Origin of the sequence: Dokdonella sp. (assembly GCF_036518555.1) — a bacterium.
Classification (GTDB): Bacteria; Pseudomonadota; Gammaproteobacteria; order Xanthomonadales; family Rhodanobacteraceae; genus Dokdonella_A.
Genome location: NZ_DATDMY010000343.1, coordinates 1 through 23,192, shown reverse-complemented (window position 1 = coordinate 23,192; position 23,192 = coordinate 1). Strand labels below are relative to the sequence as shown.

Genomic DNA, 23,192 nt, shown 5'->3' with positions numbered 1-23,192 from the left:
CGCGACGCCGCGAGGGCATGCGTGCGACGCCGCCGCCGGCCAGGCGTGCGAGCGCAATTGTGTAACGGCGCACGCGAACGCTAGCCTTCGCCGATGACTTCGACCTCGCGTCCGTTCAAGAGCCGAGTGCGCCGCCGTGTCCTGGCGGTGGCCTGGCTGTTGGCGCTGCTCGTGGTCTGCCAGAGCGCGGTCGCCGCGTTGTGCCTCGCCGACGGTGTGGGCGCGGGCACGGAGCCGGCCACGGTCGATGCGGCCAGCGCGCTCGCATCCGCGTCGCCGATCGCACACGACGACGCGGATGCCGCACCGTGCTGGCATGGCGGAAGCGGCGGATGCCATTGTGCGTGCGGCCACTCGGCGACGCTCCCGGCCGTCCCCGCGAGCTGGAACGTGGCGCGCTTCGAGACGGTCGTACCGTCCTCCATCGCGGCGTCCGGCAAGCCCATTCGCCTCGCCACGGATCTCCGTCCTCCCATCGCCTGATCTCCCGTCGAGCGCTTCGGCGCACGAGCGCACTTGATGCGCTCTTCCACCTGATCCTGGGAGATCGTCATGTTCTTCGATATCCGGACGTCGTCCGACGTCCGATTTTCCGCGCATTCCGGCGCTCGCGGACGCCAGCGGCCGTTCATGCATGCGGGCAGGACGCGCCTGTTCCACGCAACTGCGTTCGTCGTTCTGGTTCTTGCCGGCGCAATGGCGCGAGCGGCGGACGACATCGCGATGACGGCCGCGCAGGCGAGTGCGATCGGCGTCAGGACGACGAGGCTCGAACGCCCGTCCCCTTCGTCCGGCGTGCTGTATCCGGCTCGCGCGATCGTGCCTCGCGACAAGGACCAGATGATCAGCGCGGCCGTCTCTGGACGCGTGGACCAGATCCTCGTCGAGGACCACGCGGTCGTCGCTGCCGGCCAGCCGCTGCTTCGCATCAACAGTCCCGAGTTCGGCGAACTGCAGCTCAAGCTGTTCGAAGCCACCAACCAGGCGCGGGTCGCAGACAGCGCGCGCAGGCGCGAGAAGAAGCTCTTCGCCGAAGGCATCATCCCGGAACGGCGAGTCATCGAAGCCTATGCCGCCGCGAGCACCGCTCGCGCGACCGAACTCCATGCGCGCGCCGCGTTGCGCCTCGCGGGCGCATCGGATGCGGTCATAGCGAAAGTCGCCGCCGGGCAGGTCCAGGACCACCTCGAAATCCGCGCGCCGCGTGCGGGCACGATCCTTTCGATCGAAGTCAAGCCGGGCCAGCGCGTCGCGGACGCCGATCCGCTGCTGCACCTGGTCGAGCTCGGCACGCTTTGGCTCGACATCGACCTTCCTGCGTCGCTCGCGAACAGCTGGGATCCGAAAGGGAATCTCGTCGTCGCGGGGCGCGAGGCTCGCGCGAAGCCGCTGAGCGTTTCGGCGCAGGTCAACGGCGGCCAGACCGTGACGCTGCGGGCGACCGTCGTCGAGGGGACGGACTCGCTCCGCCCCGGCGAGTTCCTGCAGGTGCAGGTTCCGCTGAGGCTCGCCGGCGAATCGTGGTCGCTGCCGAATGCGGCGGTCGTGCACCACGACGACCGCGACGTGGTGTTCGTGCGCAATGGCGACGGATTTCGTGCGACGGCGGTGACCGTCTCGGCCGAGGGCACGCAAGACGTCAGCGTCACGGGCCCGCTCGAGGCCGGCGACGAGGTCGCGATCGAAGGCACGATCGCGTTGAAGGCCGCATGGCTCGGCGAAAGCGGCGGCGAGGACGAATGACATGCTGCAGCGAGTGATCCAGTTCGCACTGGCGCAACGCATGTTCGTGCTCGTCGCCGCGGCGCTGCTCGCGGGCTCCGGATGGCTTGCGTTCCGCAGCCTTCCGATCGACGCGTTTCCCGATGTCTCGGGCGTGCAGGTCAAGATCATCATGAAGGCGCCCGGGATGACGCCCGAGGAGGCCGAGACCCGCATCGCGATCCCGATCGAGACCGAAATGCTCGGGATACCTCATCAGCGCATGCTGCGCTCGATGTCCAAGTACGGCATCGTCGACGTCACGCTCGATTTCGACGACGGCACCGACATCTACTGGGCGAGGCAGCAGGTCGCCGAGCGGCTCGCGGGCATCGGCGAGGAGCTGCCGCCCGGGATCGACGGCGGCATGGCACCGATCACCACGCCTCTCGGCGAGATGTTCATGTTCACGATCGAGGGCGAAGGGTACTCGTTGGCCGAGCGCAGGAACCTGCTCGACTGGACAATCCGGCCTGCGCTTCGCACGGTGCCCGGCGTCGCGGACGTCAACGCACTCGGTGGACTCGTGCGCGTGTTCGAAGTCGTGCCCGATCCCGCCAGGATGGCTGCGGCGCACCTGGGTAGCGCCACGCTCCGCGACAAGCTCGAAGCCAACAATCGCAACGACGGTGCCGGGCGCCTCAACGACGGCGAAGAAGCCTTGCTCGTGCGAAGCGAAGGCAATGTGCGCAATGCCGACGACCTGCGTGCGATCGTCGTCGGCGTCGAAGGCGGCGTGCCCGTCCGCGTCGGCGACGTCGCCGAGGTTCGCACGTCGTCGTTGACGCGTTACGGCGTCGTCACCGCGGACGGGCGCGGCGAAGCGGTCGAGGGGCTCGTGCTCGGCCTCGCCGGCGCCAATGCGCGTGCCGTCGTCGAAGCGGTCGAGAAGAAGCTCGCGGATCTGAAGCCCACGCTGCCGAAGGGGATCGAGCTCAGGGTGTTCTACAACCGCGCCGCGCTCGTCGAGCACGCAGTATCGACCGTGTCGAAAGCGCTGGTCGAGGCGACCGTACTCGTGCTGATCCTGCTCGGGCTGTTCCTCGGCAACGTGCGTGCGGCGATCACGGTCGCACTGGTCCTGCCGCTCGCTGCACTGTGCACCTTCATCCTCATGCGCGTCTTCGGGATGTCGGCGAACCTCATGAGTCTCGGCGGGCTGGCGATCGCGATCGGCCTGCTCGTCGACGCAGCGGTGGTCGTGGTCGAGAACGTGGTGCAGCACGTCGCTCACGATCCGGCCGCCGGCAAGTTGCCGCGCCTCCACGTGATCTTTCGCGCCGTGCGCGAAGTCGCCATGCCGACCGCGGCGGGCATCTGCATCATCATCACGGTCTTCCTGCCGCTGTTGACGCTCGAAGGGCTCGAAGGGAAGTTGTTCGTTCCGGTCGCCCTCACGATCGTCTTCGCGCTCGCCAGCTCGCTGCTTCTTTCCTTCACGATCATCCCGGTGCTCGCGTCGTACTTGCTCGCGAACGTGGGCCACGACGAGCCCTGGCTCCCGCGACGACTTCATGCGGCCTATGCGCCGCTCCTGCAGCGCGCCCTGGCGCGACCGAAACCGTTTCTGGTCGCCGCTGCAGTCCTGCTCGTCCTCGCCGTCGTCGTCTACACGCGGGTCGGCAAGACCTTCATGCCGACGATGGACGAGGGCGACGTCATCGTCGGCGTCGAGAAGCTCCCGTCGATCAGCCTCGAGCAAACCGCAGTGCTCGACAGTCGCATCCAGGCCGAGCTCATGCGCAAGGTGCCCGAGATCACGGGCGTCGTCGGTCGCGCCGGATCGGATGAACTCGGCCTCGACCCGATGGGCCTCAACCAGACGGACACGTTCCTCGTTCTGAAGCCGAAGGACGAGTGGAGCGTTTCGGGCAAGGAGGAGCTGCTGCAGCGTATCCGCGCGGTGCTCGACACGCTGCCGATCAGGTACAGCTTCACGCAGCCGATCGAGATGCGCGTTTCGGAAATGATCATCGGCGTGCGAGGCGACGTCGCGATCAAGATCTTCGGCCCCGACCTTCGCACGCTCGGCGAGTTGGCCGCGAAGATCGACGGCGTCGTGCGCGGACTATCCGGAAGCCAGGACGTCTATACGGTCCAGAACGACGGCGTGCAGTACCTGCGCGTCGTCATCGATCGATTGGCCGCAGGCCGGTTCGGGCTCGACGTGGAAGACGTCCAGGATGCGCTGCGCGCGCAGGTCGAGGGACAGCGCGCCGGCATGGTCATCGATGGAAACCAGCGCATCCCCGTCGTCGTCAGGGGTCCCGAACTCGTCACGTTGTCCCCGGCCGCGTTCGCCGCGCTCCGCATCGCGACGCCGGAAGGCGGGCAGGTGCCGCTATCGGCGCTGGCGCGGCTCGAACGCGCGGCCGGTCCCGTGAAGATCGATCGCGAACTCGGAAGCCGTTACAGCGTCGTCATCGCGAACGTCAGCGGACGCGATCTCGTCGGATTCGTCGAAGAAGCGAAGGCGAAGATCGCCGCGGCGGTTCCGCTGCCTGTCGGCTATCGCCTCACGTTCGGCGGGCAGTTCGAGAACCAGCAGCGCGCCGCCGCGCGCTTGGCGCTCGTGGTTCCGCTCGCGCTCGGCCTGATCTTCGTCCTGCTGTTCTCGACCTTCGGTTCGGTGAGGCAGGCGCTGCTCGTTCTTTCGAACGTCCCGTTCGCACTCGTGGGCGGCATCGTCGCGCTCTGGGTCGCGCGCGAATACCTGTCGGTGCCGGCATCGGTCGGATTCATCGCGTTGCTCGGAATCGCGGTGTTGAACGGCGTCGTGCTCGTGAGCTGCTTCAACCAGCTCCATGCCGAAGGGCATTCGCTCGTCGATGCCGTCCGGCTGGGCGCACAGCGGCGCCTGCGGCCCGTGATGATGACGGCTTCGATCACCGCATTCGGTCTCATTCCGTTGCTGTTTGCGAGTGGGCCGGGCTCGGAGGTGCAGCGTCCGCTCGCGATCGTCGTCATCGGCGGCCTCGTCACCGCGACCGCCCTCACGCTGCTGATCCTGCCGATCCTCTATCTGCGGTTCGGCCAGGCGAAACCCGGGGTGCCCCATGTCTGACCTTCAGTGTTCGATTCTCTGCTCGCCGGACGTCGAGGAGAACCTGCTCGACCGACTCCTCCTGACGTTCCCCGAATCCGTGTTCACGAGCACGCCGACCTTCGGCCACGGCATCGCAGACGGCACCATGAGTGCGAACGAGCGGGTCATGGGGCGCGTGCGCATCCTGCTCGTGCAGATCATCCTGCCTTCGCCGCAATGGGAGACCTTGCGCGGGATTCTCGCGCGGGATTTCGGCTGCAGCGGAATACGATTCTGGGTCGCGCCGATCAGCGACGCAGGAGTGCTCGCATGAAGCGCTGGAGCCTCTTCCTGCTGCTGGTCGCATCGAGTGCGTGCGCGAGCGACCCGACCGCTACGCCGGATCTGCCGCAGCACGACAGCGTCGCCCGCTGGCTCGAGGGCGATCCGGGCATGCAGGCGTCCGACTTCGAACGCGCGCGCGCACGGCACGAAGCCGGCATGCTGCGCGCATCGCCGAACGAATGGACGATCAATGCGACCGGTCAGCGCCGTCGCTACGACGACGGTGGAACATCGCGCGAGTGGAATGCGGGCCTCGAGCGGACGATCCGGTTGCCCGGGAAGCGATCGCTCGACACGCAACTCGGCCGGGACACGGAAGCGATCGCCGAAGCGCGCCAGGGTGAGACGCGACTGCAGGCGGTCACCGATCTCGTCCAGCTGTGGCTTACGTGGTCTGTCGCTTCGGCGGAGCGCCGACTCGTCGACGAGCAGGTCGAGCTCGTCGGCAGGAATCGCGACGCGGTCGAGAAGCGCGTCAAGGCCGGCGATGCTGCGCGACTCGAGCTCAACCTCGCCGAGGCCGATCGTGCCGACATCGAACGCCTGCAGCGCGAACTCGAGACGAGCGAGGCACAAGCGAAGGCCCGACTCGGCGCTCGCTTCGCGGAACTTCCCGCCGACCCGCCTCTGTTGTCGCAACCGCTTCCAGTCGACGAATCGCTCGAGTCTCTGAAGGCCGCGCTCGTCTCGACGAGCATGGCATTGCAGGTCGCGGATGCCGAACTGCGTTTCGCCGAATCCTCCGTCGAGCGCGAGCGCGCCGATCGCCTGCCCGATCCGACGATCGGCGTGTTCGGTGCGTCGGAAGCGTTCGGCAACGAGCGCATCGTCGGCCTGAGCCTGAGCGTGCCGCTGCCCGGCGAGTACAGGAGCCGGAAGCTCGGCCGTGCGCTCAGCGTCCGCGACATGACCGAGGCGACCCTGCGGCGCGAGCGGCAGCGCGTGGAAGCGGATGCGGCGGCGCGCGTGCTGGAGCTCCAGGGGCGGTTCGACGGTTGGCGACTGGCCAAGACCGCAGCGGATCGCTCGCGCGAGAACGCCACGCTGACGCAACGCGCGTATGCGCTCGGCGAGGCCGACCTGCAGACGCTGCTGCTCGCGCGCCGCCAGTCGCTCGATGCCTCTCGGACGGCCGCGCGCGCGCAGTTCGATGCGGTGCTCGCCCGTTACCGGGTGGCGCTCGCAACGGGCGGTCTGTGGAGCGACCTGACGACGGCGGGAGCAACGACGACGGAGGAAGCGTCGCGCGCGGAAACCCGACTCCCCGACGCGGAATGATGCGCTCCACGCACCGGCACGCGGGCGGCGCGACCTCGTTCGGTACACTCAGGCGCCCGCGTCGCACGCGGCGGCGCGCGAGAGCAGCAATGCGCGCTCGCGTTCGTTCCGCGTGAGGGAGGCGGCGCGTTCGAACTCGGCGCGCGCCTCCGTGCGGCGGCCGAGCCGCGCGAGGAAGTCGCCGCGCACGCTCGGCAGCAGGTGGTAGTTCTGCAGCGACGGTTCGGCGGCGATCGCGTCGACGATCGCGAGGCCATCGGCGGGGCCGCCCGCCATCGCGACGGCGACCGCACGGTTGAGTTCGACGATCGGCGAGGGCGCGACGCCCGCGAGCACGCCGTAGAGCGCGGCGATGCGCGCCCAGTCCGTCTCCTCGGCGACGCGTGCGCGCGCGTGGCACGCCGCGATCGCGGCCTGCAACGCGTAGGGCCCGAGCGAGCCGCCGAGCCGGTCCGCGCGCGCGAGCGCGGCAAGGCCTCGCTCGATCGCCAGGCGATCCCACAACGCGCGATTCTGCTCGAGCAGCAGGATCGGTTCGCCGTTCGGACCGACGCGCGCGCGCGAGCGCGACGCCTGGATCTCCATGAGCGCCACGAGGCCGTGCACTTCGGCTTGTTCGGGCATGAGCCCGGCGAGCACGCGGCCGAGCCTCAGCGCGTCCTCGCACAGGTGCGGCCGCATCCAGTCGTCGCCCGCGGTCGCGGAGTAACCTTCGTTGAAGACGAGGTAGATCACTTCGAGCACGGCGGCGAGGCGTTCGGCGAGCTCCGGTCCGCGCGGCACCTCGAACGGCACGTCGGCGGCGGCGAGCGTCTTCTTCGCGCGCACGATGCGCTGCGCGATGGTCGCTTCGGGCACGAGGAACGCGCGCGCGATCTCGTCGGTGGTCAGGCCACCGAGCACGCGCAGGGTCAGCGCTACGCGCGCGTCCTTGGACAGCACGGGATGGCAGGACGTGAACACGAGACGCAGGAGGTCGTCGCCGATGTCGTCGTCGAGCGCATCGGTGATGTCGGCGTGGCCCCCGTCCAGCTCCGCGACGAGGTCGTGCCCGAGTTGTTCGTGCTTGCGCTGCTGCAGTTGCTGGCGCCGCAACTGGTCGATCGCGCGACGCTTCGCGGTCGCCATGAGCCAGGCTGCGGGATTGTCCGGCATCCCCGCGCCGGGCCAGTTCTCGAGCGCCGCGACGAGCGCGTCCTGGGCGAGCTCTTCGGCCAGGCCGATGTCGCGCACCATGCGCGTGAGACTCGCGATGAGTCTGGGCGATTCGATGCGCCAGATCGCGTCGATCTTTCGATGGAGAGGGTCGGTCGGCATGGCCGCCGATCAGACCATCTCGCCGGGTGCGGCACAAGCGCCGGAAGTGCGCGCCGGCGCGCATCCCGGCGGATCGCCGCGCAGCCCGCGGGGCCGCCTTCGACGTCACTGCCGATCATGCGGCTGGACACCTGCATGAGCGTCGATGTCGCGCGATCACGCGGCGCTGCGCGCCGGGCGCGGAGGGTTTGGCCGACGCGACGAGCGGTTCCGCGACGAGGCATACGAAGATCGTGGCGACGACGGGCATCGGGTTCTCCACGCGTGGCGGCAGCGACGGAAGGGCGCCGCAGGGCTCAGCCGTCCGCGGGCAGGGTGGCGAAGTCCTCGGGCTCGTAAAGCGGTCGGATCTCGATCTCCGACTCGCCCTGCCCGGACGGGTTGGGACAGCGACGCGCCCACTCGATCGCCTCGTCGAGCGAACGCACCTGCCAGAGCCAGAAGCCGGCGACGAGCTCCTTCGCCCCGGCGAACGGACCGTCGACGACGGTGCGCGTCCTGCCCGAGAAGCGCACGCGTGCTCCGGCCGAACTCGGCGCGAGGCCGTCGGCGGCGAGCAGGATGCCCGCGTTCGCGAGTTGCTCGTTGAAGCGCCCCATCGCCCCCAGGAGCTCGCGGCTCGGCCGCTCGCCGCGCTCGGACGCGTCGGTCGCCCGCACCATCACCATGACTCTCATGATCCTCTCCCGGTGCGGGTCGGCGCCCGGGCGGGCGGTACGACCCGGTGTTCGGGGAAGACGACGAACGGAGGGACGGGAAATCGACATGCCGCGCGTGTCTGGAACGCGACGACGCGCCGTATCTCATGGATACGGCCGCGCCGTCGCGATCGGAGGGTCGCGGCCGGCTCGCGGCCGCAGGGGCGGCGACGACGCCGCACGGCCAGGCACGAAGGGAGGAACCGCAATGAAAGGCATCTCATGGCTCGCGGCGCTTGCGCTCGCGATCGGCAGTTTCACGGCGCAGGCGTTCACGACGATCGGAGGGCCGTCGGTCGGCCTGTGGGCGCACCCGGGCGACGGCGGCCGCGGCTTCAACATCGACCTGCAAGGCGACACGATGATCGTGACGACCTTCATCTACACGACCGGCGGCGATCCGATCTGGTACCTGTCGTCGGGCACCTACAACCACGCGACGGGTCGATTCACGAGCACGTACGACAGCTATTCCGACGGGCAGTGCTTCGGTTGCCCGGCGTCGCACCAGCCGGTCGTGCACGTCGGTGCGGCGGGGCCGATGACGATCCAGTTCCACGACAACCAGTCGGCGACGCTGACGACACCGGCGGGTTCGCTCGAGATCGTCAAGTTCAACTACGGCTTTCCGTCGTTGACGGGCATGCTCTACGGCGAATGGACGTTCAGCTTGAACGTCGGCGGCATCGTCGACGGCGACTGGATCGTCTTCGATCATGCGTACACGGGTTCCGACGGCACCATATACGCCGCCGGCCACAGCGACGACGGCCTCGGCCATGTCGCGCTCGGCACCTACTCGGCCGCCGCGCACCGGTTCATCGTCGCGGCCGCGCAGTCGGGCAGCTACGTGCATTCGTACGTGCTCGGCATGGACGATCGCCGCGGCCTCGGCTCGGGCTGGGTGCATCTGTCGAGCAGCGATCCGACCGGCGACGGCTCGCCCGCGACGGCCGCGCGCGTGCTCTACGAGGGCGAACTCGTGCCGCTCGGCGCGAACCAGGTCAACCCCGCGGTGGCGACGCGGGACCAGAGCGTCCTCGTCGGCACCGACAAGCGTGCGCTCGAAGCGGTGCTCGCGCGGGAGTTCGACACGTTGCACGCCGCACTGCAGGACTACACCGGATCGGCGCACTGACCGGGCTCGCCTCGCCCCGCGCCGAACGGCGCGGCGGCGACGCGGCGTCGGTCAGGGCCAGCAGCGCACCACGCGAAGGCCGGCGTCCAGTTCGACGAGGTCGGCGCGCCGGCCCGGTGCGATGCGACCGCGTTCTGCGCCCACGCCGAGGAACTCGGCCGGCCAGGTCGAGGCCATGCGCAGCGCATCCTCGAGCGGCACCCCGAGCGTCGCGACCGTGTTGCGCACGGCGCTCGCCATGTCGAGCGCGGAGCCGGCGAGCACGCCGTCGGGTGTTTCGCAGCGGCCGTCGCGGCAGCGGATCGTCACGCCGGCGAGCTCGTACGCATCCGATTCGGCGCCGACGGGCGGCATCGCGTCGGTCACGAGCAGGAGCTTGCCACGCGGCTTCGCCGCGAGCGCGACCCGCAGCGAAGCCGGGTGCACGTGGTGGCCGTCGACGATGAGGCCGCACCAGCTCGCGCGATCCTCGAGCGCGGCGCCGACCATGCCCGGCTCGCGCCCCTGCAGCGGCGACATCGCATTGAACAGATGCGTGAAGCCGCGCGCGCCCGCGTCGAGCGCGGCGCGCGCCTGCGCGTAGTCCGCGGCGGAATGGCCGATGCACACGATCACGCCGCGCGCGACGAGCTCGCGCACGCGCGCGGGCGGCACCTGCTCCGGCGCGAGCGTGAGCACGGTGAGGCCGCGGCGCAGCGAACACGCGAGTTCGAGTTCGGCATCGTCGAGCGCGCGGAACTTCGAGGCGTCATGCGCGCCGCGGCGCGCGGGCGCGAGGTACGGTCCCTCGAGATGGATGCCGAGCACGCCGGGCACGCCTTGCGCGATCGCATCGTCGACGGCGTCGATCGCTGCGCGCATCGTCGCGCGGTCGTCGCTGATCAGGGTGGGCAGGAAACCGGTCGTGCCGTAGCGCCGGTGCGCGGCACCGATGCGCCGGATGGCTTCGGCCGTCGGCGAATCGTTGAACAGCACGCCGCCGCCGCCGTTGACCTGCACGTCGATGAAACCGGGCACGAGCCAGTGGCCGCCGAGGTCGACGCGTTCGCACGCACGGGCGTGCGCATCGCGCGCGAGCTCGACGGCGACGATGATGCCGTCGTCGACGATCACCGCGAGATCGTCGCGGAAGGCGTCGTCGACGAGCACGCGGGTGTTGACGAGGGCAGTGGCCATCAACGCGTCTCGGTCACCTTGCGCAGGTGCGGCGGCGCATCGGGGTCGCGTCCGCGCCGCAGCGCGAGCGCATTGATCGCACCATAGCAGCGGTGCACCGCGAGCAGCGGCGCGCACGCCGGGTCGGCGGTCGCGGCGAACGGCAAGTCGGCGGCGCCACCCGGTGCGGCGACCCACACGCGCGCGCCGCGTTCGCGGAACCGTTCCGCCACCGCGAGGGTGCCGTCGAAGCTGTCGTCGTGCTGGGCGAAGAACAGCACCGGGAAGCCGTGCTCGACGAGCGTCATCGGCCCGTGCTGGACTTCCGCCGCGCTGAACGCCTCGGCGTGCAGGCCGCAGGTTTCCTTGAACTTGAGAGCGACTTCCTGCGCGGCGGTCAGGCCGAAGCCACGGCCGACGACGAACAGGTTGCGCGCGTCGGCGAGGCCGTCGACGAGTGCGGACCAGTCCGCGCTCCAGCCCTTCTCGAGCGCTTCGGGGACCTGCGCGAGCGCATCGCGCAGGCGCGCGTCCTCGCCCCACTCGGCTGCGAGGTGGAGCAGCGCCGAGAGCGAGCAGAGGTAACTCTTCGTCGCCGCGACGCTGAGTTCGGGGCCAGCGTGCAGCGGTACCACGACGTCGGCCGCCGCCGCGAGCGGCGAGTCGACGACGTTGACCATCGCGACGACGCGCGCGCCGGAGCGGCGCGCGGCGGACGCCTGCGCAACGAGGTCGGGGCTCCTGCCCGACTGCGAGATCGCGAGGAACAGCGCGCCGTCGAGCTCGGGCCGTGCCGCGTAGATCGACTGCACCGACGGCGCCGCCGATGCCGTCGTCACGCGCAGTCGCGTTTCGAACAGGTACTTCGCGAACGTGGCGGCGTTGTCGGAACTGCCGCGCGCGCCGGTCGCGACGAAGCGTGGGCGCTCGCGCCGCAGGCTCGAAGCGAGCTCGCCGATCGCGGCGCGGTTCGCCTCGAGCTGGCGCGCGATCGCCGTCGACGATTCGCGCACTTCAAGGTACATGCGCGTCGCTTCGGCGGCGTGGGTGGGTTCGGTCATGGTGTCCCCGGGCACGGCGCTCATGACGCGGTCGTGCGCACGCGCGCGGTCGAATCGCGGATCACGAGCTGCGGGCTGAAGCCGCGATTGACGTGGATGACGCCGCTGCCGGCCGGTTTCAGTTCTGCGATCAGCCGCAGCGCTGCGTGGCGCGCGATGTCCTCGGTCGCCTGCTTCGCGGTCGTCAAAGCCGGCCACGACTGGCGCGAGAACGGGCTGTCCTCGAAGCCGGCGATCGACAGTTCGTACGGAACGTCGATGCCGTTCGCCTTCGCCGCGGCGAGCACGCCCGCAGCGATCTCGTCGTTGGAGCCGAAGATCGCGGTCGGCGGCTCGCGCAGCGCGAACAGACGGCGCGCGCCGCGGAAGCCGTCGTCGAACGAGTAGTCGCCCGGGATCACGAGTTTCTTGTCGAGCGGGATGCCGTAGTCCTTCAGCGCCGCCTCGTAGCCCTTGAAGCGCTCCGGGCTCGAACGGTGTTCGGCGCCGCCCCACAGGAAGCCGATGCGCTGGTGGCCGAGCTGGATCAGGTGCTCGGTGATGTCGTAGGCGGCGTCGCGGTCGTCGACGTAGACGCACGGATAGCCGTCGTTCGGATCCTCGGCCGCGGAGATGATGCGCACGAAGCGGATGCCGTGTTCGGCGAGGTAGCGGATGAGCTCCATGCGCTCGGACATCGGCGGTGCGAGCACGAGGCCGGCGAGCCGCGCGTGGGCGACGAGCTCGCGCAGCTCGTCGGCGAGGCCGGGTGCGTTCGAGTCGCACGGGTGGATCTGCAGCCCGAAGTCCTGGTCGCGGCAGGCCGCGAGCACGCCGTTCTGCACGCTGATGACGTAGTAGGGGTTCGGGTTGTCGTAGACGAGGCCGATCGCGTGCGAGGTCGCGCCGCGCAGGTTGCGCGCGGCCTGGTCGGGCGCGTAATCGAGCTCGTCGATCGCGCGCTGCACGCGCTCGCGCGTGTCGGCGCGCACCGACGCCTCGCCGTTGATCACGCGCGACACCGTCTTCAGCGAGACGCCCGCGTGCCGCGCGACGTCCTTGATGGTGGGACGACTCACATCCGTTCTCCCGCGCCTGCGATGGCGCATCCTAGTGGAGAGCGGATGCCGGTGGAACGAGCGTCCATCGTCACTGCGCAGTGCGTCCGGCACGGTGGCCGAGCAACGCGTAATAGAGGATGTAGAGGTAGCACGGGATCATGATCGCCGCGAACGCGGACTGGAAGTCGTGGTGCTCGCGCAGGATCGCGAACGCCTGCGGAATCAGCGCGCCGCCGGCAATGCCCATGATGAGCAGCGCGGAGCCGATCTCGGTGAGGCGCCCGAGCCCCTTGATCGCGAGCGGGAAGATCGCCGGCCACATCATCGCATTGGCGAAGCCGAGCGCGGCGACGAAGCCGACCGAGACGTAGCCGCTCGTCGCGTATGCGCACAGCGAGAACACGACGCCGAGCACGGCCGAGATCGCGAGGTAGCGCTGCTGCGAGGCGAAGCGCGGGATCAGCGCGAGGCCGCATACGTAACCGACGAGCATCGCGAACAGCGTGAACGACGTGAACAGCTTGGTCGAGTCCGGCGGAAGTCCGAAGCCGCGGCCGTAGGTGCCGATCGCGTCGCCGGCCATGACTTCGACGCCGACGTAGACGAACAGGCAGATCACGCCGAGCCACAGGTGCGGGAACGCGGCGAGGCCTTCGCGCGGTCCGCGCGCCGCGGCCGCGTTCGCCTCGGACGAGCGCACCTCGGGCAGCGGCGAGCGCACGATCCAGGCGCCGAGCGCGGCGAGCACGGCCGCCATGCCGAGGTAGGGCAGGTGCACGCGCGCAGCGAATGCGGCGAGCAGCGCGCTGCGCGTGGCCGGGTCGGCCGCCTGGACCTGCGCCTTGAGGTCGCCGAGGCCGTGCAGCACGAGCGCGCCGAGCGCGAACGGCGCGAGGATGCCGGCCACCTTGTTGCAGATGCCCATGAACGCGATGCGCTGCGCCGCGCTTTCGATCGGGCCGAGGATGCTGATGTAGGGATTCGCCGCCGTCTGCAGCAGCGCGAGCCCTGCGCCGATCGTGAACAGCCCGCCGAGCGCGCCGGGATACCACCGTCGCACCGCGAACTCGCCGAAGCCGAGCGCGCCGAACGCCATCACGAACAGGCCGATCGCCATGCCGCGCTTCATCCCGGTGCGGCGCAGGATCGCCGCCGACGGCAGCGCGAGGAAGAAGTACGACAGGTAGAACGCCATGAGGACGAGGAACGCGTTGACGGTGTCGAGCTCGAACGCGAGCTCGACGAACTGGATCAGCGGCCCATTCATCCAGGTCACGAAACCGAAGATGAAGAACAGCAGGCCGATGACGAGCATCGGCGCATGCCGGCCCGGCACGGATGCACTGGCAGCGGTCGCAGCCATGGATTCTCCTGTCGCCGTGACCGGCTAGGCCATGGCGTATTAACGTTGTCATTCATGTCGCCGCGCGGATCAATCCGTTTGCATTCGGCGAATTCCCGCACAGGAACCAATACACGGCGCCGGCCCGCTGTAGCGCCGATACTAGCTCCAGCCAGCTCCGTGATCATTTTGCAGTGCAAGTTGACAACGTTGTCAACCATGCCGAGACTGCCGCCCGTCCGACCGGTCGCCCCATCGTGGGGTGCAGTCGCGTGAGCAGGTCCGGGGAATCGGGTGAGAGAGAACCGCTATCGCATCGCATCGCGTGTCGCCGGCCAGCCGCTGATCGCGGCCGACGTCGGCGGGACCCATGCGCGCATCGCTTCGATCGTGCCGGTCACGGACGGCCGCGGCAGCGCGTTCGCGATCGCGGACTACTGCAAGTACGCCTGCGCGGACTATCCGAGCCTCGCCTCGATCATCGAGGTGTTTCGCGACACGCGCGTGCGCGCGCCCGTGCCGGCCGTCGCGCTTGCGATCGCGGGCTTCGTCGTCGACGACGCCGTCGTCAACGTGAACCTGCCATGGCCGGTATCGATCTCCGGACTACGGGCGCGCCTGGGCGTCGATGAACTCGCGGTCGTCAACGACTTCAAGGCGATCGCCTACGCGGTCGGCCACGTCGATGACGCGAGCGCGCTGCTGCTCGGCGGGCCTGCCGAACACCGTCCCGGGCCGATGCTCGTGGTCGGGCCGGGCACGGGACTCGGCGGCGCCGTGCACATCGCGCGCGAAGGGCGCCCGGTGATCCTCGCCACCGAAGTCGGCCAGGCCACGCTCGCCGCGACCACCGACATCGAGTTCGACGTGCTGCGGGAACTGCGCAAGCGCAGCCCGCGCGTGCTCATCGAGCACGTGCTCTCGGGCACCGGCCTCAGCAACCTCCACGCGGCGATGCGCGCGTTGCGCGGCGTGCCACCCCATGCGCAGACGCCGGCGCAGATCAGCGCCGCCGCACTCGCCGGCGACGACGCGCTCGCGTCCGAGACGGTCGAGGTCTTCTGCGGCTGGTTCGGCAGCGTGCTCGGCGATCTCGCGCTGCTGTACGGCGCGCAGGGCGGCATCTATCTCGCCGGCGGCGTGTTGCCGCAGATGAAGGACCTGCTCGTACGCAGCCGCTTCATCGAGCGTTTCCTCGACAAGGGCGCGATGCGCGAGGCGCTCGCGCGCACGTCGATACGACTGGTCGACCACGCGCAACTCGGCGTCATCGGCGCCGCGAGCTGGTACTTCGACCGCGACGACAGCGAGCGCGGCACGACGAGCGCGGCGACCGCGCACCGAACTGGGACGAAAGCGACGACGGACTGACACGAGCCGGCGAGCGGCGCGCAGCGAACGCGTCGCGGACCACACCACTGGAGGAGGGGTTCACCGTGAAGAGCAGGACCTATCGAAAGACCATGCTGTCGGCGAGCATCCTCGCTGCATTCGCGTTCGCCGCCGCGGCGCACGCGGCGGAATCGGCGGCCGCCGACACCACGGCGGACGGCGCCGCCGATGCCACCCAGGACGACGCGCGTGCGCAGGAGATGGACGCGATCGTCGTGCACGGTATCCGCGAGAGCCTCAAGGCGTCGCTCGACACCAAGCGCGACGCCAACGCGATCGTCGACGCGATCACCGCCGAGGACATCGGCAAGTTCCCGAACACGAACGTCGCCGAGGCGATGGTCATGATCCCCGGCGTCACGCTCGATCGACGATTCGGCCAGGGCGAGCGCGTGAGCATCGACGGCACGGACCCGAGCCTCAATCTGTCCTTCATCGACGGCCATCCGGTCGCACAGGCGATCTGGCTCTACGGCGAGCAGCCGAACCGCGGCTTCGACTACACGCTGCTCGCGCCCGAGATCCTCGGTCGTCTCGAAGTGTACAAGTCGTCGGAAGCGCGCCTGCCGGAAGGCAGCCTCGGCGGCACGGTCATGATGCACACGCGACTGCCGCTCGATCTCGACGCCAACTCGATCGCGGGCTCGATCGGCTACAACTACAACGACCAGGCCGAGGACGGGAAGCCGAACGCGTCGATTTTGTACAGCTGGAAGAACGACGAGAGCACGTTCGGCTTCAACGTCGCCGCACAGCACTACGAGGAGAAGGTCGACCGCCAGGGCATCGAGATCTTCGGCTACCACCCCGTGTCCGAGTACGCGGCGAACAGCGAGGCGATCGCGGCCCAGGTCGCGAGCGGCGCGCTCGACGCGAACGCACTCGTTCCCGACGAGATCAACGCGGCGTACTTCCAGCAGACGCGCAAGCGCAACAGCGCCGTGGTCAACCTGCAATTCAAGCCGAACGAGCAGTTCGACGCGACCCTGAGCGGGCTCTACATCAAGGAGAGCTTCGACAACTACAACCAGTCCGTCTACAACTTCCTGCACTGGAACGCGACGACGATGGGCGCGGTCGACAGCTTCACGCAGGGCGACCACGGCCTCGTCACCGGCGGCCATTCGGCCGGCGAAGGCGCGGGCATCATCTACGACAACCAGCTGCGCTCGTCCGAGGTCACCACCAAGGGCGTCGACCTGCGCGGTGCCTGGCGCGGCGAGGGGTGGAAGCTCGCGGGCCAGATCGGCACGACGAAGTCCGACAATCCGAAGATCAGCCAGTACCTGCTCGAGCCGGTCTACTTCGGCGGGTTCAGCTGGGACGACCGCCACGGCTATACGTTCGACGACCCGGCCGCCGGCCGCGATCCGGCCAACTGGGGCGGCGGCTGGCTCGGCAACAACGGCGTGTTCATGGCGCACGCGAAGGACAGCTACGGGCAGCTCGACTTCAGCAAGGACTTCGGCGGCGGCTGGATCAATCGCCTGCTCGTCGGCGTGCGCTACGCCAAGCACGACGAGGACTACGGCCTCAATGTCTACGGCGGCGTCACGCCCGGCACGCTCGCCGACGTCGGCACGATCGATCCGACCGACATCCTCGGCGATTTTTCCGGCTTCTCGGCGGACCAGGCACACCACATCCAGGTCGGCGAACGCAACATCCTCGAATGGATCCGCAACAGCCACCTCGATTTCGCGCATCCGGATCCGGGAAGCTACCTCAACAACACCTGGGCGCTGACGCAGAAGAACTCGGCCGCGTACGCGCAGCTCGACTTCGGCAGCGATGCGTGGCGCGGCAACGTCGGCGTGCGCTACGTGCACACCGAACAGGAAGGCTCGGGCTACAACCTGCCTGGCAGCGTCGCGCCGGTGCTGCCACCGCTGCCAGGCTGGTACCAGACCAAGACGTCGTCGGCCAACAATTGGCTGCCGTCGTTCAACGTCGCGTTCGACGCCGCTCCGGACGTCGTGCTGCGCCTCTCCGGCGCGGAAGTCATCGCGTGGGCGCCGTACAACCAGATGGTCAACAACACCTTCCTCAATGACACCGTGCTCACCGGCAGCGGCGGCAACGCCGACCTGAAGCCGTACAAGTCGGTCAACTTCAACCTGTCGGCCGAGTGGTACTTCGCCGAGCAGTCGGTGATCGCGGGCTCGATCTTCTTCAAGCACGTGCTCAACTACATCGACACGGTGCCGTCCACCGAACGGCACTACAACTCGATCCGCGATACCGATCCGACCCAGTGGGATTCGCTCGTCGGCAGCCACGGCTGCACCGCCGACGGCTTCTGCGATTACAGCGTCTCGCGCCCGCGCAACGCAGGCACGGCGAAGATCAAGGGCTTCACGCTCACCTACCAGCAGGCGTTCGGCAGCACCGGCTTCGGCATGGTCGCCAACTACACCTACGCCGACGGCGAGACGAGCCAGGGCACGCCGATGCCGTACCAGTCCGAAAACTCGGTCAGTGTCGGCCCGTACTACGAGAACGGACCGTTCAGCGCGCGCGTCAACTACAACTGGCGCGACCACTACCTTGCCGGCGGGTACGTCGCCGGAGCGCCGCCCGCGGTCGTCGACGACTACGCCGACCTCGGCCTCAGCCTCGGCTGGAAGTTCAACCCGAACTTGATGGTCACGTTCGACGCGATGAACCTGCTCAACGAGAAGTACCACCAGTACGCGGTCGGCAACGAGGACCAGTTGTTCGGCGAGTACACGACGGGCCGCCGCTACATGGCGAACCTGCGCTTCACCTTCTGACGACTCCAACGTGCGACGTTCGCGGGCCGGCTGATCCCGGCCCGTCTTTTTTTGTGTAGTGTGGATTCACTCGCTGGAGGTCCGCATGCGCCGATGGTCGGTATTCGGAGTGCTGTTCGTCGCCGCATGCAGCACGAATCCGCCGGCGAGGGCACCAGCGCCGCTGCCGCCGTTGCTGCCGTGGCCGGCGCGCATCGAGGTCGGTCACGGCCATTTCGTCCTGCGCGACGGCGCGCGTCTCGACGTCGCCGGTGGCGACGAGGCGCTCGGGATCGCACGCGCGTTCTCGACGCGCCTCGCGCGCGATCGCGGCCTGCATCTCGACGTCGCCGCGACGGCGGGGCGCGAGGCCGCGCCCCTCGTGTTCGAGCTGCGCAGCGACGATGCGACCTTGCCCGAGGGCGAGGGCTATCGCCTCGTCGTCGATGGCGCGCATGTCGAACTCGCCGCACGCGAGCCGCGCGGCCTGTTCCGCGGCGGTACGACGCTGTGGCAACTGCTGACGGCGCAGATGACCGCGTCGAATGCGATCGACGTCGCCGCCGTGCGCATCGAGGACCGTCCGCGCTTCGAGTGGCGCGGCGCGATGCTCGACTCCGCGCGGCATTTCCAGTCGCCCGAGTTCATCAAGCGCTTCATCGACGAACTCGCGCTGCTCAAACTCGATGTCCTGCACTGGCATCTCACCGACGACCAGGGCTGGCGCATCCAGATCAAGCGTCACCCGCGCCTCACCGAGGTCGGCGCGTGGCGACGTCCGGCCGGCGCCGCGGGCACCGACGCGAACGGCATGCCGGTGCGCTACGGCGGCTTCTACACCCAGGACGAGGTGCGCGACATCGTGCGGTATGCGGCCGAGCGCTACGTGACGATCGTGCCCGAGATCGACATGCCCGGCCACATGCAGGCGGCGATCGCCGCATACCCCGAACTCGGAGCGTCGGCCGACGAGCCGGTCGTGTCGGCGGATTGGGGCGTGCACAGCTACATCCTCAACGTCGACGAATCGACCATCGCGTTCATGCAGGACGTGCTCGACGAGGTGATCGAGCTGTTCCCGTCGAAGTACATCCACATCGGCGGCGACGAGGCGGTGAAGGACCAGTGGAAGGCGTCGTCGGGCGTGCAGGCGCGCATGCGCGAACTCGGCCTCGCCGACGAAGCTGCGCTGCAAGGGTGGTTCATCGCACGCATGCGCGAGCACCTCGCCGCACGCGGCCGCCGGCTGGTCGGCTGGGACGAGATCCTCGAGGGCGGCGGTCCCGCGGACGCCGCGGTGATGTCGTGGCGCGGGACGAAGGGCGGCATCGACGCGGCCAAGGCGGGCCATCCGGTCGTGATGGCGCCGTCGCCCGATCTCTATTTCGACCACCTGCAGAGCGATGCCGCCGACGAGCCGTCCGGCCGGCCGGACCTGCGCACGCTCGCCGACATCGTCGCGTTCGACGCGACCGCAGGCATGGACGCGGGCGCCGCCGTGCGCGTGCTCGGTGCGCAGGCGAACCTCTGGACCGAGCACATGCGCACGACGGCGATGGTGGAGCACGCGGCGTTCCCGCGCCTCGCCGCGCTCGCCGAGGCGCTGTGGTCGCCACGCGAGGCGCCCGACTGGTCGCGTTTCGTCGCGCGACTCGTGCCGCAGATGGAGCGCTGGCGCGCGCACGGCATCGCCGCGGCGCAGAGCGCGTTCGAAGTGCGTTTCAGCGATACGGCGCAGGGGATCGCGCTGTCGAACCAGGTCGGTCTGCCGATGCGCTACACGCTCGACGGACGCGACCCCGATGCGCGCGCGGCCATCTACGCGGGCGGTGCCTTGACACCACCCGCGGGTGCGAGGATCCGCGCCGCGACCTGGCTCGACGGACGTCGCGTCGGCGACATCGCGGCGCGCTTGCCGGACACCGCGCATCGGCGCGCGAGCAGCGAACTCGCGCAATGCACCGGCAAGCTCGTGCTGCGCCTCGAGGACGACGCGCCGACGCAGGGACCGCGCGCGTTCTACGACGTCGACCTGTTCGACCCGTGCTGGATCTGGCCGCACGCACCGCTCGACGACGTCGCGCGCATCCGCGTCGCCGTCGGCCAGTTGCCCTACAACTTCCAGCTGTACAAGGACGTCGCGAACATCGTGCCGCGGCCCGCGCCGGCGACCGCCGCGGGCGAACTGCTGGTGCGCGACGGCTGCGCCGGGCCGCTGCTCGCAAGCCTGCCGCTCGATCGCGCACGCATGAATCCCGCGGTGAGCGTGCTCGAAGCGCAGCTGTCGCAGCGCCCGCGCGCGCGCGACCTCTGCTTGCTGTTCAGCGGCGAGGGACACGATCCGCTGTGGGCGATCGACACGGTCGAGCTACTGCCGACGCCGTGACGCGGCGCGGTGACGCGGTTCAGAATCCGCCGCCGGCATCGAGCCAGGCCTGTTCGTCGGCCGTGCTCGCACGGCCGAGCGCGGCATTGCGGTGCGGGAAGCGGCCGAAGCGCACGATCACGTCGCGGTGCGCGGTCGCGTACTTGAGGTAGTAGTCGTCGCCCAGCGCGGTGAACAGCGCGAGCGAGCGGTCCTGGTCGGCGAGCGCTTCGGAATGTTCGAACGGCATGTAGAAGAACAGGCGCAGGTCGCGGTCGACCTCGCGGTCGTGGCCCGCGTCCACCGCCGCCGACGCGACCGCGCGCGCGAGGCCGTCGGTCGCGAACGCGTGCGCGCTGTTGCGGAACAGGTTGCGCGGGATCTGGTCGAGCAGCAGCACGAGCGCGAGCGCGCCGTCCGCGCTGCCGCGCCAGCCGTCGAGTTCGCGCCGCGCCGCGGCGTGGTGCGCGGCGGCATAGCGCTCGCGCACTGCCGCATCGAACCCGTCGTCGCGGCCGAACCATTTCGTGGTGCCGGCCTGCTTCCAGAACGATATGAGATCGAAGGGGTCGGCATTCACGTGATGCACCTCGTCGGCCATGCGGACGCGTGAATCTATCGTCGCGCAGTCCGGTTGGCCAGCAACGCCGCCCGCGTGGCGTTCGCCATCGATGCGGTCGGTGCCTGTCGCCGATCCTGAGACGCCGCTCCCCGAGTCTCGGTGTCCCCACACAGGAGGCTCCGCCATGCATCACACGAATCCGACGATTCCGCCATGCCGAGTTCCGCTCGCCGTCGCGGGCTCGCGACGCATCGAGCGCTGCTATGCGATGCTCGGCAAGGGCGGCAGCGAGCTCCCGCTGCGCAGCGCGCGCATCGAACTCGTGCTCGTCGACGACGCGCGCGACGTCTGGAACGTGCTCGGTGTCCGTGCGGAGCCGGCGCGTTTCGCCAGCGACGCGGTCGATCGCGACGCCGGCTGGCGCGTCCTCGGCTGGCGCATGGCCGACGGCACGCGACCGCTCGGCGATTACGACGTCGTAGACCCCGATCTCGCGCAGCTCGAGCGGCTCCCGTTTCCCGATCCACTCCCGGGCGTCACCTCGTCGAGCGACGGCGGATGGGGCGACCCGACCTGAACCACCGGGCGCGGTGGCTCGTGCGCGCGCCGCCGCGTCAGCCGATGATCCAGTCCTTGCTGCGACTGTCGCGGAGGAACGCGATGTCCTCGACGAGGTCGGGATACGACTGTCCGAGCGTGAAGGTGCCCGCGATCCAGTGCAGCGGGATGCCGTCGGTTCGATCGGGCTGGTCGACGTAGACGACGCCGTCGTCGGCGGCGAATACGGTGCGATCGCCCTTGGCGAGCTGGTCGTGGACGCGCTGCGCGAGCAAGGCCGCGCCGTCCGACAGTCGGCCGATGCGCAGCGCGCTGCGTCCGGGCATGCGAAGGCGAGGGTGCATGGGATCCTCCGTGGTCAGTCGGTGATCTTCTGTGCTGCCGCGAGATCGAGCCACTCGCGTCCAGCGACCAGGCGATACAGCGGCAGCTGGGCGCGCCCGAGTTCGTCGACGAGGCGGGACGCAAGGTGGATCGCGCGCCGCTCGCCGATGCTGAAGTCGACGTAGCCGTCGTACCACTGGAATCCCGCGGGCGAGCGCGCGGCCTGCTCGATGCGACATGCGTGATGGTCGCCGCCCGGCCAGAAGCGCGTGATGAACGCGTTCACGGCGGACTGCGCGTCGCTGTCCGCTTCGAATACGACGACCTGCTGCCAGCCGACCTTCGGATTCATGGAGATGCGCACGACGACCCTGCATTCGAGTTCGAATTCCGCGGCGTGCGGGATCCGTGCGAATGACCGTACCCGCCGCCGTCGGTTGCGGCAATAGGAAAAAAATTCCCACGTCGGTGGAGCACGAGCGATGCATGAATCGTGCATGAGCGGGCGCCCGGCCGTTCACGTTCGCCATCGAACGATCCTTCTACCGTCGTTCGCCTGGGATATCGAACGGCACGGCAGGCAATGACGACGAGCACATGGCACATCACGGGGCGCGGCGAGCGCGAGTGGCGGATCGAAGAACGGGGCGAACTGCTGAACCGCTTCGATTACAGGGACGACGCGATACGCGAGGCCGCGCGGCGAGGGCGCGCGCGCGAGGCCGACGGCGAACGGACCCACCTGGTCATTCATCGCCTCGACGGCTCGATCGAACGCGAGTTGCATTTCGGCCGTCCGGCATTTCGCCCACGCTAGGCGCGCAGCGAGGTCGCGCTCTGCAGCCTCCGCGCGCAGGCGCCTCGTTCATCTTTTCGCGCGCCTTCTGTGCCCGCGCTGCGCCGATCGCGGTCTCGACGGCCCGGACCTCCTCGGTCAGTGGCCGTACCGTCGGCAATCCGGGCGCCTCGAAACCGCCGGTGACCCGTGCTTGCGCCTCGCTGAATCGGAGCCGCGCGCGCGGCGCCCGTTCGACAGCCAGTCATGCGCGCGAGCGGAGGCTGTCTGCTGCGATCCGAT

At 69.3% G+C, this 23,192-nt stretch carries 20 protein-coding genes; 10 read left to right on the top strand and 10 right to left on the bottom strand.

Going from position 1 to position 23,192, the window contains the following annotated elements; translation table 11 throughout:
- Positions 1-80 precede the first annotated feature (80 nt).
- Positions 81-446 (bottom strand): hypothetical protein, encoded by a 366-nt coding sequence (locus VI238_RS18645; protein ID WP_331653977.1) that lies wholly within the window; start codon positions 444-446, stop codon positions 81-83.
- A 184-nt stretch (positions 447-630) separates the two neighbouring features.
- On the opposite strand from VI238_RS18645, the gene VI238_RS18640 reads away from it, so the two are divergent.
- Genes VI238_RS18640 through VI238_RS18625 form a run of 4 tightly spaced genes read left to right on the top strand, consistent with a single transcriptional unit; the run spans position 631 to position 6,409 of the window.
- The gene (locus VI238_RS18640) at positions 631-1,743 is read left to right on the top strand and encodes an efflux RND transporter periplasmic adaptor subunit (RefSeq protein WP_331653976.1); all 1,113 of its coding nucleotides are present in this window, start codon (positions 631-633) and stop codon (positions 1,741-1,743) included.
- 1 nt (position 1,744) lies between these two features.
- Complete coding sequence (locus VI238_RS18635; protein ID WP_331653975.1) at positions 1,745-4,825, top strand: CusA/CzcA family heavy metal efflux RND transporter; 3,081 nt, start codon at positions 1,745-1,747, stop codon at positions 4,823-4,825.
- Positions 4,818-5,120: a DUF3240 family protein gene (locus VI238_RS18630; protein WP_331653974.1), complete on the top strand. Its 303-nt coding sequence runs from the start codon at positions 4,818-4,820 to the stop codon at positions 5,118-5,120. Before VI238_RS18635 ends, VI238_RS18630 begins: the two co-directional genes overlap by 8 nt.
- On the top strand, positions 5,117-6,409 hold the full coding sequence (locus VI238_RS18625; protein WP_331653973.1) for a TolC family protein: 1,293 nt from the start codon (positions 5,117-5,119) through the stop codon (positions 6,407-6,409). The genes VI238_RS18630 and VI238_RS18625 overlap by 4 nt, the downstream gene beginning before the upstream one ends.
- A 48-nt stretch (positions 6,410-6,457) precedes the next feature.
- On the opposite strand, the gene VI238_RS18620 is transcribed toward VI238_RS18625, so the two are convergent.
- Together VI238_RS18620 and VI238_RS18615 are read right to left on the bottom strand one after the other, a co-directional pair.
- The gene (locus VI238_RS18620) at positions 6,458-7,726 is read right to left on the bottom strand and encodes an RNA polymerase sigma factor (RefSeq protein ID WP_331653972.1); all 1,269 of its coding nucleotides are present in this window, start codon (positions 7,724-7,726) and stop codon (positions 6,458-6,460) included.
- A gap of 296 nt (positions 7,727-8,022) precedes the next feature.
- The gene (locus VI238_RS18615; RefSeq protein WP_331653971.1) at positions 8,023-8,403 is read right to left on the bottom strand and encodes a YciI family protein; all 381 of its coding nucleotides are present in this window, start codon (positions 8,401-8,403) and stop codon (positions 8,023-8,025) included.
- A gap of 229 nt (positions 8,404-8,632) precedes the next feature.
- Here VI238_RS18615 and VI238_RS18610 point away from each other — a divergent pair, with 229 nt between their 5' ends.
- Positions 8,633-9,562 (top strand): hypothetical protein, encoded by a 930-nt coding sequence (locus VI238_RS18610; RefSeq protein ID WP_331653969.1) that lies wholly within the window; start codon positions 8,633-8,635, stop codon positions 9,560-9,562.
- 51 nt (positions 9,563-9,613) lie between these two features.
- Here the strand turns inward: VI238_RS18610 and nagA are convergent, their stop codons facing one another.
- From nagA to VI238_RS18590, 4 genes are read right to left on the bottom strand one after another with little or no spacing between them, the layout of a single operon-like run.
- Positions 9,614-10,738 carry an N-acetylglucosamine-6-phosphate deacetylase gene (gene nagA / locus VI238_RS18605; protein WP_331653968.1) on the bottom strand — a complete coding sequence of 375 codons (1,125 nt, stop codon included), beginning with the start codon at positions 10,736-10,738 and terminating at the stop codon, positions 9,614-9,616.
- Entirely contained in the window at positions 10,738-11,778 is a 1,041-nt protein-coding gene (locus VI238_RS18600; protein ID WP_414650091.1) for an SIS domain-containing protein, read from the bottom strand. Before VI238_RS18600 ends, nagA begins: the two co-directional genes overlap by 1 nt.
- Positions 11,779-11,798: 20 nt before the next feature.
- Positions 11,799-12,866, bottom strand: a complete 1,068-nt coding sequence (locus tag VI238_RS18595) for a LacI family DNA-binding transcriptional regulator (protein WP_414650090.1) — start codon at positions 12,864-12,866, stop codon at positions 11,799-11,801.
- A 40-nt stretch (positions 12,867-12,906) separates the two neighbouring features.
- Positions 12,907-14,181: a sugar MFS transporter gene (locus VI238_RS18590; RefSeq protein ID WP_331653965.1), complete on the bottom strand. Its 1,275-nt coding sequence runs from the start codon at positions 14,179-14,181 to the stop codon at positions 12,907-12,909.
- Between the two features lie 273 nt (positions 14,182-14,454).
- Between VI238_RS18590 and VI238_RS18585 the strand changes: the two genes are divergently transcribed.
- From VI238_RS18585 to VI238_RS18575, 3 genes are all read left to right on the top strand, one after another.
- Positions 14,455-15,531 carry a glucokinase gene (locus VI238_RS18585; RefSeq protein ID WP_331653964.1) on the top strand — a complete coding sequence of 359 codons (1,077 nt, stop codon included), beginning with the start codon at positions 14,455-14,457 and terminating at the stop codon, positions 15,529-15,531.
- Between the two features lie 92 nt (positions 15,532-15,623).
- Positions 15,624-18,326 (top strand): TonB-dependent receptor, encoded by a 2,703-nt coding sequence (locus VI238_RS18580; RefSeq protein WP_331653983.1) that lies wholly within the window; start codon positions 15,624-15,626, stop codon positions 18,324-18,326.
- A gap of 85 nt (positions 18,327-18,411) precedes the next feature.
- Positions 18,412-20,691, top strand: a complete 2,280-nt coding sequence (locus VI238_RS18575) for a beta-N-acetylhexosaminidase (RefSeq protein WP_331653963.1) — start codon at positions 18,412-18,414, stop codon at positions 20,689-20,691.
- Between the two features lie 19 nt (positions 20,692-20,710).
- Here VI238_RS18575 and VI238_RS18570 read toward each other — a convergent pair whose 3' ends face one another.
- A complete protein-coding gene (locus VI238_RS18570) occupies positions 20,711-21,250 on the bottom strand; it encodes a DUF924 family protein (RefSeq protein ID WP_331653962.1) in 540 nt (179 codons plus the stop codon).
- Between the two features lie 166 nt (positions 21,251-21,416).
- Here VI238_RS18570 and VI238_RS18565 point away from each other — a divergent pair, with 166 nt between their 5' ends.
- Entirely contained in the window at positions 21,417-21,809 is a 393-nt protein-coding gene (locus tag VI238_RS18565) for a hypothetical protein (RefSeq protein WP_331653961.1), read from the top strand.
- A 37-nt stretch (positions 21,810-21,846) separates the two neighbouring features.
- Here the strand turns inward: VI238_RS18565 and VI238_RS18560 are convergent, their stop codons facing one another.
- Together VI238_RS18560 and VI238_RS18555 are read right to left on the bottom strand one after the other, a co-directional pair.
- Entirely contained in the window at positions 21,847-22,134 is a 288-nt protein-coding gene (locus tag VI238_RS18560) for a hypothetical protein (protein WP_331653960.1), read from the bottom strand.
- 14 nt (positions 22,135-22,148) lie between these two features.
- Positions 22,149-22,466, bottom strand: a complete 318-nt coding sequence (locus VI238_RS18555) for a hypothetical protein (protein ID WP_331653959.1) — start codon at positions 22,464-22,466, stop codon at positions 22,149-22,151.
- A gap of 141 nt (positions 22,467-22,607) precedes the next feature.
- Between VI238_RS18555 and VI238_RS18550 the strand changes: the two genes are divergently transcribed.
- Positions 22,608-22,931, top strand: a complete 324-nt coding sequence (locus tag VI238_RS18550) for a hypothetical protein (protein WP_331653958.1) — start codon at positions 22,608-22,610, stop codon at positions 22,929-22,931.
- The last annotated feature ends 261 nt before the right edge of the window (positions 22,932-23,192 follow it).

Excerpts from the sequence above, each read along its gene's own strand:
- nagA (WP_331653968.1), bottom strand. The coding sequence starts at position 10,738 with ATGGCCACTGCCCTCGTCAACACCCGCGTGCTCGTCGACGACGCCTTC.
- VI238_RS18590 (WP_331653965.1), bottom strand. The coding sequence starts at position 14,181 with ATGGCTGCGACCGCTGCCAGTGCATCCGTGCCGGGCCGGCATGCGCCG.
- VI238_RS18640 (WP_331653976.1), top strand. The coding sequence starts at position 631 with ATGCATGCGGGCAGGACGCGCCTGTTCCACGCAACTGCGTTCGTCGTT.
- VI238_RS18565 (WP_331653961.1), top strand. The coding sequence starts at position 21,417 with ATGCATCACACGAATCCGACGATTCCGCCATGCCGAGTTCCGCTCGCC.
- VI238_RS18630 (WP_331653974.1), top strand. The coding sequence starts at position 4,818 with ATGTCTGACCTTCAGTGTTCGATTCTCTGCTCGCCGGACGTCGAGGAG.
- VI238_RS18580 (WP_331653983.1), top strand. The coding sequence starts at position 15,624 with ATGCTGTCGGCGAGCATCCTCGCTGCATTCGCGTTCGCCGCCGCGGCG.
- VI238_RS18620 (WP_331653972.1), bottom strand. The coding sequence starts at position 7,726 with ATGCCGACCGACCCTCTCCATCGAAAGATCGACGCGATCTGGCGCATC.
- VI238_RS18610 (WP_331653969.1), top strand. The coding sequence starts at position 8,633 with ATGAAAGGCATCTCATGGCTCGCGGCGCTTGCGCTCGCGATCGGCAGT.
- VI238_RS18555 (WP_331653959.1), bottom strand. The coding sequence starts at position 22,466 with ATGAATCCGAAGGTCGGCTGGCAGCAGGTCGTCGTATTCGAAGCGGAC.
- VI238_RS18625 (WP_331653973.1), top strand. The coding sequence starts at position 5,117 with ATGAAGCGCTGGAGCCTCTTCCTGCTGCTGGTCGCATCGAGTGCGTGC.
- VI238_RS18615 (WP_331653971.1), bottom strand. The coding sequence starts at position 8,403 with ATGAGAGTCATGGTGATGGTGCGGGCGACCGACGCGTCCGAGCGCGGC.
- VI238_RS18600 (WP_414650091.1), bottom strand. The coding sequence starts at position 11,778 with ATGACCGAACCCACCCACGCCGCCGAAGCGACGCGCATGTACCTTGAA.
- VI238_RS18560 (WP_331653960.1), bottom strand. The coding sequence starts at position 22,134 with ATGCACCCTCGCCTTCGCATGCCCGGACGCAGCGCGCTGCGCATCGGC.
- VI238_RS18575 (WP_331653963.1), top strand. The coding sequence starts at position 18,412 with ATGCGCCGATGGTCGGTATTCGGAGTGCTGTTCGTCGCCGCATGCAGC.
- VI238_RS18595 (WP_414650090.1), bottom strand. The coding sequence starts at position 12,866 with ATGCGCCATCGCAGGCGCGGGAGAACGGATGTGAGTCGTCCCACCATC.
- VI238_RS18635 (WP_331653975.1), top strand. The coding sequence starts at position 1,745 with ATGCTGCAGCGAGTGATCCAGTTCGCACTGGCGCAACGCATGTTCGTG.
- VI238_RS18645 (WP_331653977.1), bottom strand. The coding sequence starts at position 446 with ATGGGCTTGCCGGACGCCGCGATGGAGGACGGTACGACCGTCTCGAAG.